Here is a 15,429-nt window from a genome sequence, read left to right as displayed (position 1 = left end):
GCGAACGGAGTGAGCGAATCGGCCAGCTCAGCGGAGGGGCGGCATGAGCTACGCGAAGGTGCTGTGCGTGGCGCTGGTCGGGGTGACCGGCCACGTCGTCGAGGTCGAGGTGGACCTGGCGCTCGGGTTGCCCGCCGTGGTGCTGTCCGGATTGCCGGACACCGCCCTGAACGAGGCGCGGGACCGGGTCCGGGCGGCCATCGTCAATTCCGGCCAGAAGTGGCCCAATCGGCGGATCACGGTGAACCTGCTGCCCGCGACGTTGCCGAAACACGGCTCCGCCTTCGACCTGGCGATCGCCGCCGCGCTGCTGGGCGGGTCGGGCGAACTACCGCTGGCACCACTGGACGGGATGGTCGTGATCGGCGAGTTGGGACTGGACGGCACCGTCCGACCGGTCCGCGGCGTACTGCCGATGGTCGCGGCCGCGGCGCGGGCCGGCGTGAGCCGGATCGTCGTACCGCTGCACAACGCCACCGAGGCGGCCGTGGTGCCGGGCGTGCAGATCCGGGCGGTGGACCATCTGCACCGGTTGGTCGCCTTCATCCGCGACGGTGAACGGTTGCTTCCCCCGCCGGCGCGACCGCTGCCGCCGCCGGAACCGACGCCCGACCTCGCCGACGTCGCCGGACAGGCGCTGGGCCGGCGGGCCCTGGAGGTCGCGGCGGCGGGCGGGCACCACCTCGCGCTGCTGGGGCCGCCAGGTGCCGGCAAGACCATGCTCGCCGAGCGGCTGCCGTCGATCCTGCCCCCGCTCGACGACGACGCCGCCCTGGAGGTGACCGCGTTGCACTCGATCGCCGGGGTGCTGCCCCCGGGCGGCGACCTGATCCGGCGCCCGCCCTTCCGGGCGCCGCACCACACGGCCACGGTCGCGTCGCTGGTCGGTGGCGGTTCCGGTCTCGCCCGACCGGGTGCGCTCTCGCTGGCCCACCGCGGGGTGCTCTTCCTGGACGAGGCTCCGGAGTTCGGCAAGGGCGCGCTGGAGGCACTGCGGCAGCCGCTGGAGAACGGGCGGATCGTCCTCGCCCGCTCGATGGGCGGCACGGAGTACCCGGCCCGGGTACAGCTGGTCATGGCCGCCAATCCGTGTCCGTGCGCGAAACCGGCCGGTGACGCGTTCTGCGAATGCACCCCGCTGGCCCGGCGCCGCTATCTCGGTCGGCTGTCCGGCCCGCTGCTGGACCGGATCGACGTGCGGGTTCCGTTGATGGCGATGCGGGCCGCCGAGCTGCTGGAGACCGCTGGTCACGCCGAGCCGTCGGCCGTGGTCGCCGAGCGGGTGGCCAAGGCCCGCGCCGCCGCCGTCGGCCGTTGGGCGTCGGCCGGTTGGCGGCTCAACGCCGAGGTGCCCGGCCCGTCGTTACGTCGGCCACCGTGGCGACTGCCGACCGACGTCACGCGCGCCTTGCAGGTCCGGTTGGACAGCGGTTCGCTCTCCGCCAGGGGCTTCGACCGGGCGCTCCGGCTGGCCTGGACGATCGCCGATCTGGACGGTCGGGACCGGCCCGACGCCGGAGACGTCGACGAGGCGGTCGCCCTGCGTACCGGGGAGACGTCGTGACCGGCGAGCGCCGGCCCGGTGGTTGGGACGCGGCACGGCTGGCCCGGATCGCGCTGGGTTGGCTCACCGAACCCGGCACCTGGTCGGTCTACGACCTGGTCAAGCGGCACGGGCCGGCGGCAGCGCTGGACCGGTTGCGCGCGGGCGAGGTCACCGACGAGAAACTCCGCAGGGCGGTCGCCGCCCGGCTCAGCGGGGGCGACCCGCGCGAGGTGGCCGAGACGGCCGCGACCCGGGCCGAACGGCTCGGCGCACGGCTGGTGACCCCCGACGATGACGAGTGGCCCGCGCAGGTGCACCATCTCGAACGGCTGCGCCGAGGCGCCGCGCGTCGGGTGGACCAGGAGACCGCGCCGCCGCTGTGTCTGTGGGTACGGGGTGGCTGGCCGCTCGGTGAGGCGTTGGACCGTTCGGTCGCGGTGGTCGGCTCCCGGGCCGCCACGCCGTACGGGACACACATCGGCGTCGGGATCGGATACGACCTGGCCGACCGCGGCTGGTCCGTGGTCTCCGGTGGCGCGTACGGCATCGACGCGGCCGCCCATCGGGGCGCGCTCAACGCCGGCGGTCTGACGGTGGCGGTACTGGCCTGCGGGGTGGACCGTCCGTACCCGGTCGGCAACACGGCGTTGTTCGACCGGATCGCCGAGACCGGCCTGCTGGTCAGCGAGTGGGCGCCGGGATCGGACCCACTGCGGCACCGGTTCCTGATCCGCAACCGGGTCATCGCGGCGGTCACCAGGGGCACGGTGCTGGTCGAGGCGGCGGCTCGCAGCGGTGCCACCCAGACCCTGCAACGGGCGCTGGCCGTGGGCCGGTCGGGGATGGTGGTGCCCGGTCCGGTGACCTCCGCGATGAGCGTCGGCGCCCATCAGATCCTGCGGGAGCGACCCGACGCACGACTGGTCACCGGGGTGCCGCACATTCTGGAGGAGGTGGGCCGGATCGGTGCCGACCTGGCACCGCTGGCGCGTGCGCCGCAACGACCGCGTGACCTGCTCGACGACGACACGGCGCTGGTGCTCGATTCGCTCCCGGCGCGTGGCACCGTCGGGGTGGACGTCCTCGCCGCGCGGGCGGGCCTGGACATCCGCACCACGCTGCGCAGGTTGTCCATGTTGGAAGGGCTCGGCCTGCTGGTACGCCGGAACGACGGCTACGCTTTGCCGCCCAGACCACCCGCACAACCGCCCGGCCAACCACCCGCACGACCGACCGACCAACCACCCACGCGACCGACCGGACAACCAACCGACCAACGACCCGCAGGACCGACCGGACAACCACCCGGATAACCAGCCGCCGGACCGGCCGGCCGATCGCCCGGACAACCAATTTCGGGACCGACCGGCCGGGCGGACGGCGAACCCGGCACCGACCGACCGGTGTGCCGGCTTGACGGAGGCGGGCAACGGCCGGACCGTTCGAGTGATGAGCCGGACCAGCACCCGCGCGACCCACGAGACCCTGCCGCAGGCCATGCGGGACGCGGCGGACGACTTCGCCGAGCACCTGTCCCGGGTGGACAACCGGTCCGCGCACACCGTCCGGGCGTACGTCGCGGATGTGGTGTCGCTGCTCGACCACGCCGTACGGATGGGACGCACCGAACCCGCCGCGCTGGAGCTGGCCGTCCTGCGCAGTTGGTTGGCCCGGCTGCGTACCGGCGGCGCGGCCCGGACGTCGCTGGCCCGCAAGGCGGCGTCGGCGCGGGTGTTCAGCGCCTGGGCGCACCGGGCCGGATTGCTCGCCACCGACGTGGGGGCGCCGTTGGCCAGTCCGAAGGCGCGCCGGGATCTGCCCGGGGTGCTCCGCGCCGACCAGGCGCGGGAGTTGGTCCAGGCACCCGGCGACGAGTACGGCCCGGTGTTGCTGCGCGACCGGGTCGTGCTCGAACTGCTCTACGGCACCGGAATCCGGGTCAGTGAGCTGTGCGGGCTGGATCTCGGCGACGTCGACCAGGGGCGGCGGGTGGTCCGGGTACTCGGCAAGGGCGCCAAGGAACGGGCGGTGCCGTACGGGGCCCCGGCCCAGCGGTCGCTCGACGACTGGCTCCGGTCGGGTCGGCCGGCACTACGCGGCGCCACGAGCGGGGAGGCGCTGCTGCTGGGTGCCCGCGGCGGCCGGTTGCAGGCCACCATCGCCCGGCGGATCGTCGACCGGTACGCCCGGGCGGCCGGTCTGCCCCGGACCAGTCCGCACGGGCTGCGCCACTCGGCGGCGACCCATCTGCTGGAGGGCGGTGCCGACCTGCGGGCCGTGCAGGAGATCCTCGGTCACGCCTCGTTGTCCACCACCCAGATCTACACCCACGTCTCGGTGGAACGGCTGCGGGCCGCCTACCGGCAGGCCCATCCCCGGGCCTGAACCGTCACCCGCCCCACCGGTTTCCGCCTGCGGTGCGCCGGCCACCGCGACACACCAGGCCCAGTTCGGGCAGTTCCGGCCGGACCCGGCCAGTGCCGGCCAGTGCCGGCCAGTGCCGGCCAGTGCCGGCCAGTGCCGGCCAGTGCGGAGTGATGCCGGGCAGCCGGTGCGGACATCGTTCCACGGCCGGGCGGGACGGTTACGATCATCGGGTGAGCACCCCCGGCCAGCAGCCGCCCGACCCGATTCCGGGTGCCCGGCTGCTGTTCTCGCTCGACCCGGCGGTGGCCCACCTCAACCACGGCTCGTACGGGGCGGTGCCGATCGGTGTGCAGCGGGCCCAGCAGCGGCTGCGGGACGAGACCGAGAGCAACCCGATGCGGTTCTTCGTCCGCGGGTTGACCGACCGGATCAGCCACAGCCGCCGGCACCTGGCCACCTTCCTCGGCGCCGACCCGGCCGGTACGGCCCTGATCGGCAACGCGACCGCAGGCGCCGCGATCGTGCTCCAGTCGGTGCGTCTGAACTCCGGGGACGAGGTCATCGTCACCGATCACGGGTACGGCGCGGTGCTGTTCGCGGCCGAACGGGAATGCCGGCGCACCGGGGCGGTGGTCAGAACGTTGTCGGTGCCGCAGACCGCGACCGACCCGGAGATCGTCGAGATCGTCCGGGCCGGGCTGCGGCCCGGGCGGACCAAGCTGCTGATCGTCGACCAGATCACCTCGCCCACCGCCCGGCTGTTCCCGGCCGCCGCGATCGTGCCGGTGGCCCGGGAGGCGGGCGTGCCGGTGCTGGTCGACGCCGCGCACGCGCCGGGGATGCTGCCCGATCCGGTCGCGGCCATCGGCGCCGACTTTTGGATGGGGAACCTGCACAAGTGGGGGTACGCCCCGCGCGGCACCGCGGTGCTGTCGGTGGCACCTCGCTGGCGCGGACGGATCGAACCGCTGGTCGTCTCCTGGGAGCAGCAGTCCGGTTTCCCGTCCAACGTGGAGTACCAGGCCACCCTGGACTACACGCCCTGGCTGGCCGCGCCGGTCGGCGTGTTCACGCTGCGCACGCTCGGGGTGGACACGGTGCGCGCACACAACGCCGCGCTGGCGGCGTACGGGCAACGGGTGGTCGGCGCGGCGCTCGGGCTCGGCCCGGAGGCGCTGCCCGATCCCGGTGGCCCGACGGTCTCGATGAGGCTGGTCCCACTGCCCCCCGGCGTCGCCACCTCGGTCGACGAGGCGGTGGCCCTGCGGAACCGGATCTCCGACCAGCTTCGCACCGAGGTGGCGGTCAGCGCCTGGGGTGGTCGGGGCTTTTTGCGGCTGAGCGGACAGGTCTACAACCGGCCCGACGAATACGACCGGCTCGCCGAACGACTCCCGGCCCTGCTGGCCGAGTTGGCCTGACCCGGCCGGTCCTCAGTCGGGCAGTAGGCGGACCCGGCCGAGCCCGAGCAGGGCGAGGGGATCGAGATAGCTGTCGCCCCGGCGCAGCCCCCAGTGCAGACAGGTGCCGACGGGGCAGCCCGGATGTCCGGGCACCAGCGCACCGAGCCGATCACCGGCCCGGACCGGCTGCCCGACCCGAACGCCTGGCACCACCGGTTCGTACGTGGTGCGCAGCCCGCCCGCGTGCAGCACGCTGACCACCGGCCGGCCGGCCACCTGACCCGCGTACAGGATCACGCCGTCCCCCGCGGCTCGGGCCGGTTCCCCGGCCGGGGCGGCGAGGTCGACCCCGCGGTGGCCGGGCGACCACGGGTGCGGCGGCGGGTCGAACCGGCGCGTCAGCCGGGGTGTGCCGTCGAGCGGCCAGCGGAAGTCGCCGACGGGCCCGGCCGCATCCACGCCGGTCCCGGCCCAGGCGCGTGCCGGGACCACCGCCCCGGCCGGGTGGGCGGTGACCGGTGGCGGCGGTCCCGTCATGGCGGTCACCGGCGCCGAGCCGGCCGGGTGGGGAGGGCCGGCTGCTCCGGCCGAGAACAGTAGAAGCAGGGCGACCAGCCCGGCCACCGCGCTCCACCCGCCTGGCCGGGTCCGGCCGCCGCCCGCGGTCCACTGCTCGCCCGCGCTCCGCCGGACGGCCGGCTCACGATCCTCGTTCATGCCGGAAGCCTGGTCGGTCCCCCGCCGGCCGGCAACGCCGATCAGTGAGCCTGTGGACAACGCGGGGCGCTGTGGAAAACGACCAGGCGAGCCGTTGATCTGCTATGCGCCCGCCCCCGAGCCTCCCGAGGCCCACGTCGCCGGCCCGGTCGCCGCGGTGCCGACCATGCATGGTGGACGATCCCCGCCGGAAGCGGCGGCGCCGCACAGCCTCGCCCGGCCGAACGGGCCACTCTCGAAGTAGCGGAGAGCGGGTCAGCTACCGAAACCGGAGTCCGCCGGGAGCGAAATCTCCGGCTTCTCCAGCTCCTCGACGTTGACGTCCTTGAAGGTCATCACCCGGACATTCTTCACAAAGCGCGCAGGGCGGTACATGTCCCACACCCAGGCGTCGTGCATCTCCACCTCGAAGTAGACCTCGCCGTCGGAGTTGCGCACGTGGAGATCGACTTGGTTGGCCAGGTAGAACCGGCGCTCGGTCTCGACCACGTAGGAGAACTGGCGGACGATGTCCCGGTACTCACGGTAGAGCTGCAGCTCCATCTCGGTCTCGTACTTTTCGAGATCTTCCGCGCTCATCGCACTCCGCCTTCCATGGCCACATCTTCCCCCACCGACACCGGCGGTCGAGGTCGCTCGCCCAACGCCACGCCGACGGTACTCCCTACCGGGGCGGATCGCCCCATCGCCTCACTCCGACGCCCGGCCGCCGACCCCGACCGGGCGTCGGGCCCGGGGCGGACGGCCCGCCCGGCCCGAGACCTCGGCGACGTTGACGTACGAGAAACGGTGCTCCTCGCACGGTCCGTGCCGATTGAGCGCCTCGCTGTGCTCGCTGGTGATGTATCCCTTGTGTTCCGCGAAACCGTAGCCGGGATACCGGCCGTCCAGCTCGACCATGATCCGGTCCCGGGTGACCTTGGCCAGCACGCTGGCGGCGGCGACGCAGGCCGCCACCCGGTCCCCCTTCCAGACGGCGAGCCCCGGCACACCGAGCCCGTCGACGCCGAAGCCGTCGGTCAGGACGTAGTCCGGCCCCGGCGTCAGCGCGGCCAACGCCCTCCGCATGGCGGCCAGGTTGCACACGTGCAGCCCGCGGGCGTCGACCTCGGTCGCCGGGACGACCACCACCGCGTACGCCAGGGCCCGGGCGACGACCAGGTCGTAGGCCCGCTCCCGGGCGGCGGGGGTGAGCAGCTTCGAGTCGGCCAGCCCGTCGATCTCCCCGCGCCGCCCCTCGGGCAGGATCGCGGCCGCCGCCACCAGCGGGCCGGCGCAGGCGCCCCGGCCGGCCTCGTCGGCACCGGCCACCTGCCGGAAGCCGCGGCGCTGCAATGCCCGCTCCAAGGCGTAGAGGCCGGCCTCCCGGCGTACGACGGTGCGCGGCGGGGTCAGCACGGCACGCCGCCGCTCAGTGCCTCCCACAGCAGCGTGGGCAGTACCGCCGGATAGATCCGTTCGGTGGTGGTCGCCAACTCCGGCAGGCTCCACCACCGGTGACCGTCGATGCTGTTCCGCTCGTCCTCCTGGAAGCCCGACGTGTCCACCTCCCAGGCGGGCACCCGGGCCAGGAAGTACTCCTGCTCCTGCCGGTACCACCGGCTGTCGAAGGTGAACTCGGTGGTCTCCCGCCAGACCACGGTCCCGAGTTCCTCGGGCGCCAGCCGCAGTCCCGTCTCCTCGGCGAGCTCGCGGACCGCGGCGGCGGCCGGGGACTCGTCCGCGTCGAGGCCGCCGCCGGGCGTCATCCAGAACCGGTGCTCCGGTCGCGCCGGGTCGAAACCCCGCAGCAGCAGGATCCGGTCGCCACCGTCGACGAGGAGCACCCGAGCGGCGCGCCGGGGGGTGAAGGTGGTCACCGGGTCAGCCTATGGGACGGGTCGGACAGCGTCGGTGCGCGGTCAACCGTTCGGACCGGGCACCCCCTCGAACGTGTCCGGCACCGTGAGCCACTTCGCCCTGCCGAACGGCCAGAAGACGGTGAAGGCCCGCCCCACCACGGCGTCCTCGGAGATGGTGGAGACCTTGATGTCCTGGGACTGCTTCCAGTGCTCCAGCGAGTCGCCGGACGCCGATCGGTGGTCGCCCATCACCCACAGCCGGCCGGCCGGGACGGTGACGTCGAACTCCTGGTCCGCGGCGGGGTCGCGGACCCCGTTCACGGTGTAGATGTAGGGCTCGTCCAGCGGGTGGCCGTTGACCGTGATCCGCTGCTGCGCGTCACAGCAGACGATGTGGTCACCGGCGACCCCGATGACCCGCTTGATGAAGTCCTCGCCGTCGGGGTTGCTGCGCCACTCGGCCGGCGCCTCGAAGACGATGATCTCGCCCCGGTGCGGCGAGCGGAAGTCATAGACGAGCTTGTTGACGAGCACGCGGTCGTTGATGTCGAGGGTGTGTTCCATCGATGGCGACGGAATGTAGAAGGTCTGCAGGACGAAGGCCCGGACCACCACCGCGACCAGGACGGCCACGATCACCAGGATGGGAAGCTCTTTCCAGAAGGAACTGCGCCCCTTGGGCTTGTCCTCAGTCTGCTCGTCGATCACGGCAAGAGCCTACGACGTCGGGTCGAACGGCGCTGCCGGGCACGCGCGGAGAAAACGACGGATATCAACAGCGGCGCCAGGACCGGGCCGGCGACGGCCTGGCCGTCCGCGCCCGACGGCCCACCGGGCGGCCGGTCGCCGGCGGCCGGGGCGGCCACCGCCCGCGGTACGTCGGCGAACGTCGGCGGCACCGACATCGAGGCCCACCGGGGGTACGGCCAGACGATGACGACCGCCCGTCCGATCACGTTGTCGATCGGGATCGGCCCCTGGCAGCGGGCGTCCTGAGAGATCGACCGGTGGTCGCCCATGACGAACAGCTGCCCCTGCGGGACGACCACCTCGTCGAACCGCCGGGACCGGCACTCCCGTCCACTGGGCGGGAGATCCAGCGGCGAGTCCTGGAAGATGTACGTCTCGTCCAGCGGCCTGCCGTTGACGGTGACCCGGCCCTTGGTGTCGCAGCAACTCACCCGGTCCCCGGGCAGCCCGATGACCCGCTTGATGAAGTCCTTCTCGCCCGGTCGACTGACGCCGACCAGGTCACCGACGGTCCGGCCCAGCCGGGGCAGGAAGCCCGGATCCTTCTCCTCGGTGATCTCCGGTACCCAGGCGCTGGTGCCCCGGAAGACCACCACCTCGCCGCGGACCGGATCGCGGACGTCGTAGACGACCTTGTTGACCAGCACCCGGTCACCGATCAGCAGGGTGTTCTCCATCGACCCGGAGGGGATGAAGAACGCCTGCAGCAGGAAGGTACGGATCAGTACGGCGAGGCAGAAGGCCACGACGAGCAGCAGCGGGAGCTCCTGCCAGAGCGGCATCTGTCGACGGCCACCACGCACGAAGCGCCGCGCCGGGCGTTGCCACGGGTCGTCGGTGTCGTCCTCGAACTCCAGCCTGCGCATCAGGCAACTCCCCGGTGCCGGGATACGGCACTACCGCCCGGCTGCCCCGGTGAGGGCGCCACGGACGGTAGTGCGCACATCTCCCACGACCACGACGAGCGCCATGGCCGAGGCGTCTCGCGACTGCCCGTACGGACCAGCGTAGTCAACGCTGTCCGGTTCGACACCGGCTGCGATCGACGCGGCCGGTGGTACCGGGTCAGCTGACCTTTTCGCGCTTCTCCTTGATCTTGGCCTTCTTGCCCCGGAGCTCGCGCAGGTAGTAGAGCTTCGCGCGGCGGACGTCACCACGGGTGACGACCTCGATCCGGTCGATCGCCGGGCTGTTCAGCGGGTAGGTGCGCTCGACCCCGACGGCGAAGCTGACCTTGCGGACGGTGAACGTCTCGCGCAGGCCGGCCCCCTGCCGCCGGATGACGACGCCCTGGAAGATCTGAACCCGGGACCGGTTGCCTTCGACGACCCGCGCGTGCACCTTGACGGTGTCACCGGCGCGGAAGTCGGGCAGGTCGGTCCGCTGCGACTGGGCGTCAAGGGCGTCCAGGGTGTTCATCGCTGCATCCTTGAGAGTTCACGGCGTACCGTTCGGCACGCGGATGGGTGATTCTGATCCCGACCGGATCTCGGGATCCTCGCAGCCGCCCGCGGTGCGGCCGGCTGCGGCAACCCCTCTACTTTGCCACATCCCGGGTCGGCACCCGAAATCCGGCCTCGGTCAGGGTTGCCACGTCGTATTTGTCCAAAGTTTCAGGCGGCAGCGCGGCCAGCATGTCGGGCCGCCGGGTCGCCGTCCGTAGCAGTCCCGCCGCCCGCCGCCACCGGGCGATCCGGCCGTGGTCGCCGGACCGCAGGACGTCCGGCACGGCGTGTCCGCGCCAGCTCGGTGGCTTGGTGTAGACCGGTGCCTCGAGCAACCCGTGCGCGTGCGACTCCTCGTCCAGCGACCCGGCGTTGCCGAGCACCCCGGGCAGCAACCGGGTCACCGCCTCCAGGACGACAAGCACCGCGACCTCGCCGCCGAAGAGCACGTAGTCGCCGAGCGAGACCTCGGTCACCGGCATCCGGGTCGCCGCGTGGTCCAGCACCCGCTGGTCGATCCCCTCGTACCGGCCGCAGGCGAAGATCAGGTGCGGCTCGGCGGCGAGTTCGGCGGCCAGCGCCTGGTCGAACCGCACCCCGGCCGGCCCGGGGACCAGCAGCCGGGGCGGCGGCGACGCGCCCGCCGGGGCCAGCGCGTCCAGCGCCTCACCCCACGGCTCCGGCCGCATCACCATCCCCGGCCCGCCGCCGTACGGGGTGTCGTCGACCGTGCGGTGCACGTCGTGCGTCCAGGCCCGCAGGTCGTGTACGGCGAGATCCAGCACGCCGGTGGCCCGCGCCCGGCCGATCAGCGAGAGGTCGAGCGGGGCGAGGTACTCGGGGAAGATCGAGACGACGTCGACGCGCATCGGGGCCGGGCTCACAGGTCGAGCAGGCCCGCGGGCGGGTCGACGACGACCCGGCCGGCGGCCAGGTCGACCTCGGGAACGATCGCCTTGACGAACGGGATCAGCGCGGTACGCCCCTCCGGCCGGCGCAGGACCAGCAGGTCCGAGGCGGGCGCGTGGTCGATCCGGGCCACCTCGCCCAGCGGCTCACCGGCCGGGGTCACCACCCGCAGGCCGACGAGTTGGTGGTCGTTGAACTCGTCCGGGTCGGTCGGCTCGGCCACGTCGGCGCTGTCCACCTGCAGCAGCGTGCCGCGCAACGCCTCGGCGTGATCCCGGTCGTACACCCCCTCGAAGGCGACCAGCAGGCGACCGGAGTGCCAGCGGACGCTCTCGACGGTGAGCTGCTCCGGTGCGCGCACCGGATCGCCCAGGGCCGGGTCGGCCGGTGCGGACGCGGCCGTCGGGTCGGTGCGCAGCACCGACCCGACGGCGAATCGAAGGTCCGGTTCGTCGGTCCGCACCTCCACGGTGACCTCACCGCGGATGCCGTGCGGCTTACCGATCCGGCCGATGATCAGGAGCATCAGTACGAGTCGACGATGTCGACGCGTACGCCGCGCCCGCCGATCGAGCCGATCACCTGGCGCAGCGCCTTGGCGGTGCGTCCGGACCGCCCGATGACCGTCCCGAGGTCCTCCGGGTGCACCCGAACCTCGAGGCGCTTGCCCCGGCGGGAGTCGACCAGCCGGACGCGCACGTCGTCCGGGTGGTCGACGATGCCCTTGACCAGGTGCTCAAGCGCGGGCCGGAGCGCCATGTCAGGCCTGCTCACCGGAGTTCGCGGCGGCCGGCTCCGCGGTTTCCGCCGGCTTCTCGGCGTCGGCCTTCTTCTCGGCGGCCGGCTTCTCCGCCTTCTTCTTGGGTGCCTTGGTCGGCGTCTCGGCCACCCCGGCGGCGGCCTGGGCCTCGGCCTCGTAGGCGGCCTTGCGGTCCGCCCGCTCCGGCGCCACCAGCAGCGGCGGCGGGGCCGGCTCACCCTTGAACTTCTGCCAGTCGCCGGTCTTCTCCAGGATCCGCTGGACGGCCTCGCTCGGCTGGGCGCCGACGGACAGCCAGTACTGGATCCGGTCGGAGACGACCTCGATCACCGACGGGTCGTGCTTCGGCTGGTAGATGCCGACGAACTCGATCGCCCGACCGTCACGCTTGGTGCGCGAGTCGGCGACGACGATGCGGTACTGCGGGTTGCGGATCTTACCCATCCGCAGGAGCCGGATCTTTACGGCCACAGTCAGTTCGCTCCTGTTGCGATTCTCACCAACCCGAGCGGGCGGTGGGCGGGTGAGCGCCGACCGGCACAGTGGGGTTTGGGCCGGGGACAACTCGGTGGGCTGGCGACGACCGGGTTAGAGGGCGCCGGTCGCGCGCCGGGTACCAGCGACCCATTGTGCCAGACTCGCCGGCTTTCCTTCACACCGCCACCGGCCAGGCCCGCCCCGCGATGTGTCGATCATGAAAATCACGGCGCGGAACCGGGCGACCGGCGGCGGTCAGCGGCGGACCGGCGGCCGGTCCCAGCCGGCGGGCAGCCGGGCCGGGGCGGTCCAGCCGGGGTCGGGGGTGAAGTCGCACCAGGTTCCGTCGAACGGGAACTGCCCGGCCTCGGCCATCTTGATCACCCGCTCCCCCTCGGTCCGTACGGCGTCCGGGTCGGCGACCCAGTAGTGCTCCGGGTACGCCAGCCGCTCGGTGAACTCGTCCTCGTCCTTCCAGCACCAGGTGCCGTCGGGCTGGATCACCACGTCCAGGTCCTGGTCGACGACGTCGATGCCGGCCACCGGGCCGTCGTCCCAGCGGATGGCCGGTTCCTCCAGGTTGACGTACCAGTGGGTGAACCGGTCGGTCCGCGGGTCCCGGAACCACCAGACCGAGTGGGCGGCCCCGACCGGGTGGAACTTCAGCAGCGGCGGCCCGTCCCAGGTGCCGGGTCGCAGCCGGTAGGGGTTGGTGATCCACTCGGTGAACGGCATGGTCCGCATTCCCCGGCCGTCGGCGGTGACCTCGTTGGCCACCGGCGCGCCGCGGGCGATCCAGACCAGCAGGCCGCGTTCGTCGTCGCTGACCACCCGGGCCGCCCGCACCCAGCCGATCCGACCCCGGCGGACGCTGCGGTGCACGATCAACCGATCCCGCTCGAAACGCACCCACCAACCCTATCGATCACCCCGTCCCGACGGCCGGGCCGACCCGGCCGAGATCACCGTCCGCTCGCGGGCCGGACGGCGGACCGTCCGGACCCGCCGGCGGCCGGACGTTCCGGCAGCCGGCAGGCCGGCGGCGGGCGGGTCAGTAGGCGCGGCCGAGGACGGCGATCAGGTCCGGCTCGTCCTCCGAGTCGGGCAGCGAACCGTCGGCGCGCAGCAGGCAGCGGACGGTGACGCCCTTGCCGTTGGCGTCCGCCTCGCCCTGGGCGCCCACGGCCGACCAGGGCACCCGGGCCCAGCCGGTGGCGGCCGCCTCGATCGCGTCGGCCAGCGTCTCGACCGTCACGGTCCGCGACTCGCGCCGCGCCAGCGCCTCGTCGTGCAGGGCCCGCTGGTCGGCGTCCAGCGCGGCGAGCACCGTGGCCACCACGTCGGCGACCGGCACCGGCGTCTTCGACCCGTCGGTACGCCGTACCACGGTGGCGTTGCCGGCGGTCAGGTCCCGGGGGCCGACCTCGACGCGTACCGGATAGCCCTTGAGCTCGGCGTCGACGGCCCGGCGGCCGAACGGGGTGTCGGTGCGGTCGTCGAAGCCCACCCGGACCCCGGCGTCGCGCAACGCGTCGCGCAGCTTGGCCGCCGCCTCGCCCACCCCGTCGCCGGCCTTGACCACCATCACGTACGCCTGGATCGGCGCGATCCGCGGCGGCACGCGCAGGCCGTTGTCGTCACCGTGCGCCATGATCAGGCCGCCGAGCATCCGGGTCGAGGTGCCCCAGGAGGTGGTCCAGGCGTGCTCGACCCCGCCGGTCGCCGAGGTGTAGGTGATGTCGAACGCCTTGGCGAAGTTCTGCCCGAGTTCGTGGCTGGTGCCCAGCTGGAGCGCCTTGCCGTCACCCATCATGCCTTCGCAGGTGTAGGTGGCGGTCGCGCCGGCGAACCGCTCGCGGGCGGTCTTCAGGCCGACCACCACCGGGATGCCCAGAGTGCCGATCATGAAGTCGGCGTAGACGTCGTGCAGGATCCGGCGGGCGTAGGCCCGGGCGTCGGCCTGGTCGACGTGCGCGGTGTGGCCCTCCTGCCAGAGGAACTCGCTGGTCCGCAGGAAGATCCGCGGCCGCAGCTCCCAGCGCACCACGTTGGCCCACTGGTTGAGCAGCAGCGGCAGGTCCCGGTAGGAGTCCACCCATTTGGCCATGAACTCGCCGATCACCGTCTCGCTGGTGGGCCGGACCACCACCGGCTCGGCGAGCTGCTTACCGCCACCGTGGGTGACCACCGCCAGCTCGGGCGAGAAGCCCTCGACGTGCTCGGCCTCCCGCTTGAGGTAGTTCTCCGGGATGAACAGCGGGAAGTAGGCGTTCTCCGCGCCGGCCGCCTTGATCCGGGCGTCCATCTCGGCCTGCATCCGTTCCCAGATGGCGTAGCCGGCCGGGCGGATGACCATCGTCCCGCGCACCGGCCCGTTGTCGGCGAGCTGCGCCTTGGCGATCAGGTCCTGGTACCAGCGGGGAAAGTCCTCCGCACGGGGAGTGAGCACGCGTGCCATGACCGCACATCCTATGCGCCCGCACGCGCGTCACGGTCACCGGTGCGCCGTCCGCCCCGCCGCCGGCCGCGCCGCGGCCCGCCAAGCCGCCGCCGGGCCGGTCGATACACTTCGGCCACCATGGGTGAGTTCCAGACCGCCGTACGTCGACAGCTGCGCGACGCGATCGTCGACGCGGCCCGGGCCCAGACCATCGCGAACGGCTGGGACGGCGTCCGGATGGGTGCGGTCGCCAGCGCGGCCGGGGTCAGCCGGCAGACCGTCTACAACGAGTTCACCGACAAGGCCGGCCTGGCCGAGGCGCTGGCCCGCCGGGAGGTCGACCGGTTCGTCGACGAGGTGCGGGCCGCCCTGGGCGCGCACGGCGCCGACGTCTACGCCGGCGCGTACGCGGCCATCGCGCACACGTTGACCGCGGCTGCCGACAATCCGCTGATCAAGGCGATCCTGACCAGCGCCCGGGGCGGCTCGGACGCGCTGCTGCCGTATCTGACCACCCGTTCGGAACTGGTGCTGACCGAGGCCACCGGCGCGGTGCTGGACTGGGCCCGGCGGCAGCTTCCCGCACTCGACCCGGACCGGGCCACCTTCGCCGCCGACGCCGTCGTCCGCTTGGTGGTCAGCCACATCGTGCTCCCCGTAAAACCCCCCGACCACACCGCCCACCACCTAGCCGCCCTAGCCCTGACCCTGTTCACCCCCACCCCCACCCCCACCCCTCCCAGCGCAGGTTGATCATGAAGTTGTTGCCGCGAC

The 15,429-nt window shown here is 72.9% G+C and carries 17 protein-coding genes and 1 pseudogene; 5 read left to right on the top strand and 13 right to left on the bottom strand.

Annotated elements, in window-relative coordinates:
* The first annotated feature begins 43 nt into the window (after window positions 1–43).
* The 4 genes from ACFOX0_RS04075 (at window position 44) to ACFOX0_RS04060 (ending at window position 5,334) form a co-directional block, all read left to right on the top strand.
* Window positions 44–1,564: a YifB family Mg chelatase-like AAA ATPase gene (locus ACFOX0_RS04075; protein ID WP_377542114.1), complete on the top strand. Its 1,521-nt coding sequence runs from the start codon at window positions 44–46 to the stop codon at window positions 1,562–1,564.
* A complete protein-coding gene (locus ACFOX0_RS04070) occupies window positions 1,561–2,859 on the top strand; it encodes a DNA-processing protein DprA (RefSeq protein WP_377542113.1) in 1,299 nt (432 codons plus the stop codon). Before ACFOX0_RS04075 ends, ACFOX0_RS04070 begins: the two co-directional genes overlap by 4 nt.
* A gap of 136 nt (window positions 2,860–2,995) precedes the next feature.
* Window positions 2,996–3,931: a tyrosine recombinase XerC gene (locus ACFOX0_RS04065; RefSeq protein ID WP_377542112.1), complete on the top strand. Its 936-nt coding sequence runs from the start codon at window positions 2,996–2,998 to the stop codon at window positions 3,929–3,931.
* Window positions 3,932–4,143: 212 nt separating this feature from the next.
* Window positions 4,144–5,334 carry an aminotransferase class V-fold PLP-dependent enzyme gene (locus ACFOX0_RS04060; protein ID WP_377542111.1) on the top strand — a complete coding sequence of 397 codons (1,191 nt, stop codon included), beginning with the start codon at window positions 4,144–4,146 and terminating at the stop codon, window positions 5,332–5,334.
* Between the two features lie 12 nt (window positions 5,335–5,346).
* Here ACFOX0_RS04060 and ACFOX0_RS04055 read toward each other — a convergent pair whose 3' ends face one another.
* From ACFOX0_RS04055 to proS, 13 genes and pseudogenes are all read right to left on the bottom strand, one after another.
* A complete protein-coding gene (locus ACFOX0_RS04055; RefSeq protein WP_377542110.1) occupies window positions 5,347–6,033 on the bottom strand; it encodes a M23 family metallopeptidase in 687 nt (228 codons plus the stop codon).
* 255 nt (window positions 6,034–6,288) lie between these two features.
* Window positions 6,289–6,612 carry a DUF2469 domain-containing protein gene (locus ACFOX0_RS04050; protein WP_377542109.1) on the bottom strand — a complete coding sequence of 108 codons (324 nt, stop codon included), beginning with the start codon at window positions 6,610–6,612 and terminating at the stop codon, window positions 6,289–6,291.
* Window positions 6,609–7,431: pseudogene (locus tag ACFOX0_RS04045) on the bottom strand (ribonuclease HII). Before ACFOX0_RS04045 ends, ACFOX0_RS04050 begins: the two are co-directional and overlap by 4 nt.
* Window positions 7,425–7,892 carry an NUDIX hydrolase gene (locus ACFOX0_RS04040; protein ID WP_377542108.1) on the bottom strand — a complete coding sequence of 156 codons (468 nt, stop codon included), beginning with the start codon at window positions 7,890–7,892 and terminating at the stop codon, window positions 7,425–7,427. The pseudogene ACFOX0_RS04045 and the gene ACFOX0_RS04040 overlap by 7 nt, the downstream one beginning before the upstream one ends.
* A 42-nt stretch (window positions 7,893–7,934) precedes the next feature.
* Window positions 7,935–8,582, bottom strand: coding sequence for a signal peptidase I (gene lepB / locus ACFOX0_RS04035; protein WP_377542107.1), 648 nt, complete (start codon window positions 8,580–8,582; stop codon window positions 7,935–7,937).
* The gene (lepB, locus tag ACFOX0_RS04030; protein ID WP_377542106.1) at window positions 8,579–9,490 is read right to left on the bottom strand and encodes a signal peptidase I; all 912 of its coding nucleotides are present in this window, start codon (window positions 9,488–9,490) and stop codon (window positions 8,579–8,581) included. The genes lepB (ACFOX0_RS04035) and lepB (ACFOX0_RS04030) overlap by 4 nt, the downstream gene beginning before the upstream one ends.
* A gap of 199 nt (window positions 9,491–9,689) precedes the next feature.
* Complete coding sequence (gene rplS, locus ACFOX0_RS04025; RefSeq protein ID WP_377542105.1) at window positions 9,690–10,043, bottom strand: 50S ribosomal protein L19; 354 nt, start codon at window positions 10,041–10,043, stop codon at window positions 9,690–9,692.
* 118 nt (window positions 10,044–10,161) lie between these two features.
* Window positions 10,162–10,938, bottom strand: coding sequence for a tRNA (guanosine(37)-N1)-methyltransferase TrmD (gene trmD / locus ACFOX0_RS04020; protein WP_377542103.1), 777 nt, complete (start codon window positions 10,936–10,938; stop codon window positions 10,162–10,164).
* An 11-nt stretch (window positions 10,939–10,949) separates the two neighbouring features.
* Window positions 10,950–11,504 (bottom strand): ribosome maturation factor RimM, encoded by a 555-nt coding sequence (gene rimM, locus ACFOX0_RS04015; protein ID WP_377542102.1) that lies wholly within the window; start codon window positions 11,502–11,504, stop codon window positions 10,950–10,952.
* Window positions 11,504–11,737 carry an RNA-binding protein gene (locus tag ACFOX0_RS04010; protein WP_076470518.1) on the bottom strand — a complete coding sequence of 78 codons (234 nt, stop codon included), beginning with the start codon at window positions 11,735–11,737 and terminating at the stop codon, window positions 11,504–11,506. The genes rimM and ACFOX0_RS04010 overlap by 1 nt, the downstream gene beginning before the upstream one ends.
* Window position 11,738: 1 nt before the next feature.
* Window positions 11,739–12,209: a 30S ribosomal protein S16 gene (gene rpsP, locus ACFOX0_RS04005; protein ID WP_377542101.1), complete on the bottom strand. Its 471-nt coding sequence runs from the start codon at window positions 12,207–12,209 to the stop codon at window positions 11,739–11,741.
* Between the two features lie 261 nt (window positions 12,210–12,470).
* Window positions 12,471–13,124, bottom strand: a complete 654-nt coding sequence (locus ACFOX0_RS04000) for a DUF402 domain-containing protein (protein ID WP_377542100.1) — start codon at window positions 13,122–13,124, stop codon at window positions 12,471–12,473.
* Between the two features lie 142 nt (window positions 13,125–13,266).
* Window positions 13,267–14,673 (bottom strand): proline--tRNA ligase, encoded by a 1,407-nt coding sequence (gene proS, locus ACFOX0_RS03995; RefSeq protein WP_377542099.1) that lies wholly within the window; start codon window positions 14,671–14,673, stop codon window positions 13,267–13,269.
* 120 nt (window positions 14,674–14,793) lie between these two features.
* On the opposite strand from proS, the gene ACFOX0_RS03990 reads away from it, so the two are divergent.
* Window positions 14,794–15,408 (top strand): TetR family transcriptional regulator, encoded by a 615-nt coding sequence (locus ACFOX0_RS03990; protein ID WP_377542098.1) that lies wholly within the window; start codon window positions 14,794–14,796, stop codon window positions 15,406–15,408.
* Window positions 15,409–15,429: the final 21 nt, after the last annotated feature.

This window comes from Micromonospora zhanjiangensis, from assembly GCF_042650605.1.
Taxonomy (GTDB): domain Bacteria; phylum Actinomycetota; class Actinomycetes; order Mycobacteriales; family Micromonosporaceae; genus Micromonospora_J; species Micromonospora_J zhanjiangensis.
The sequence above is the reverse complement of the archived record's forward strand: the minus strand, read 5'-3'. Positions and strand labels throughout refer to the sequence as shown.

Excerpts from the sequence above, each read along its gene's own strand:
- ACFOX0_RS04075 (WP_377542114.1), top strand. The coding sequence starts at position 44 with ATGAGCTACGCGAAGGTGCTGTGCGTGGCGCTGGTCGGGGTGACCGGC.
- ACFOX0_RS04065 (WP_377542112.1), top strand. The coding sequence starts at position 2,996 with ATGAGCCGGACCAGCACCCGCGCGACCCACGAGACCCTGCCGCAGGCC.
- ACFOX0_RS04055 (WP_377542110.1), bottom strand. The coding sequence starts at position 6,033 with ATGAACGAGGATCGTGAGCCGGCCGTCCGGCGGAGCGCGGGCGAGCAG.
- ACFOX0_RS04050 (WP_377542109.1), bottom strand. The coding sequence starts at position 6,612 with ATGAGCGCGGAAGATCTCGAAAAGTACGAGACCGAGATGGAGCTGCAG.
- lepB (WP_377542106.1), bottom strand. The coding sequence starts at position 9,490 with ATGCGCAGGCTGGAGTTCGAGGACGACACCGACGACCCGTGGCAACGC.
- rplS (WP_377542105.1), bottom strand. The coding sequence starts at position 10,043 with ATGAACACCCTGGACGCCCTTGACGCCCAGTCGCAGCGGACCGACCTG.
- trmD (WP_377542103.1), bottom strand. The coding sequence starts at position 10,938 with ATGCGCGTCGACGTCGTCTCGATCTTCCCCGAGTACCTCGCCCCGCTC.
- rimM (WP_377542102.1), bottom strand. The coding sequence starts at position 11,504 with ATGCTCCTGATCATCGGCCGGATCGGTAAGCCGCACGGCATCCGCGGT.
- ACFOX0_RS04010 (WP_076470518.1), bottom strand. The coding sequence starts at position 11,737 with ATGGCGCTCCGGCCCGCGCTTGAGCACCTGGTCAAGGGCATCGTCGAC.
- proS (WP_377542099.1), bottom strand. The coding sequence starts at position 14,673 with ATGGCACGCGTGCTCACTCCCCGTGCGGAGGACTTTCCCCGCTGGTAC.
- ACFOX0_RS03990 (WP_377542098.1), top strand. The coding sequence starts at position 14,794 with ATGGGTGAGTTCCAGACCGCCGTACGTCGACAGCTGCGCGACGCGATC.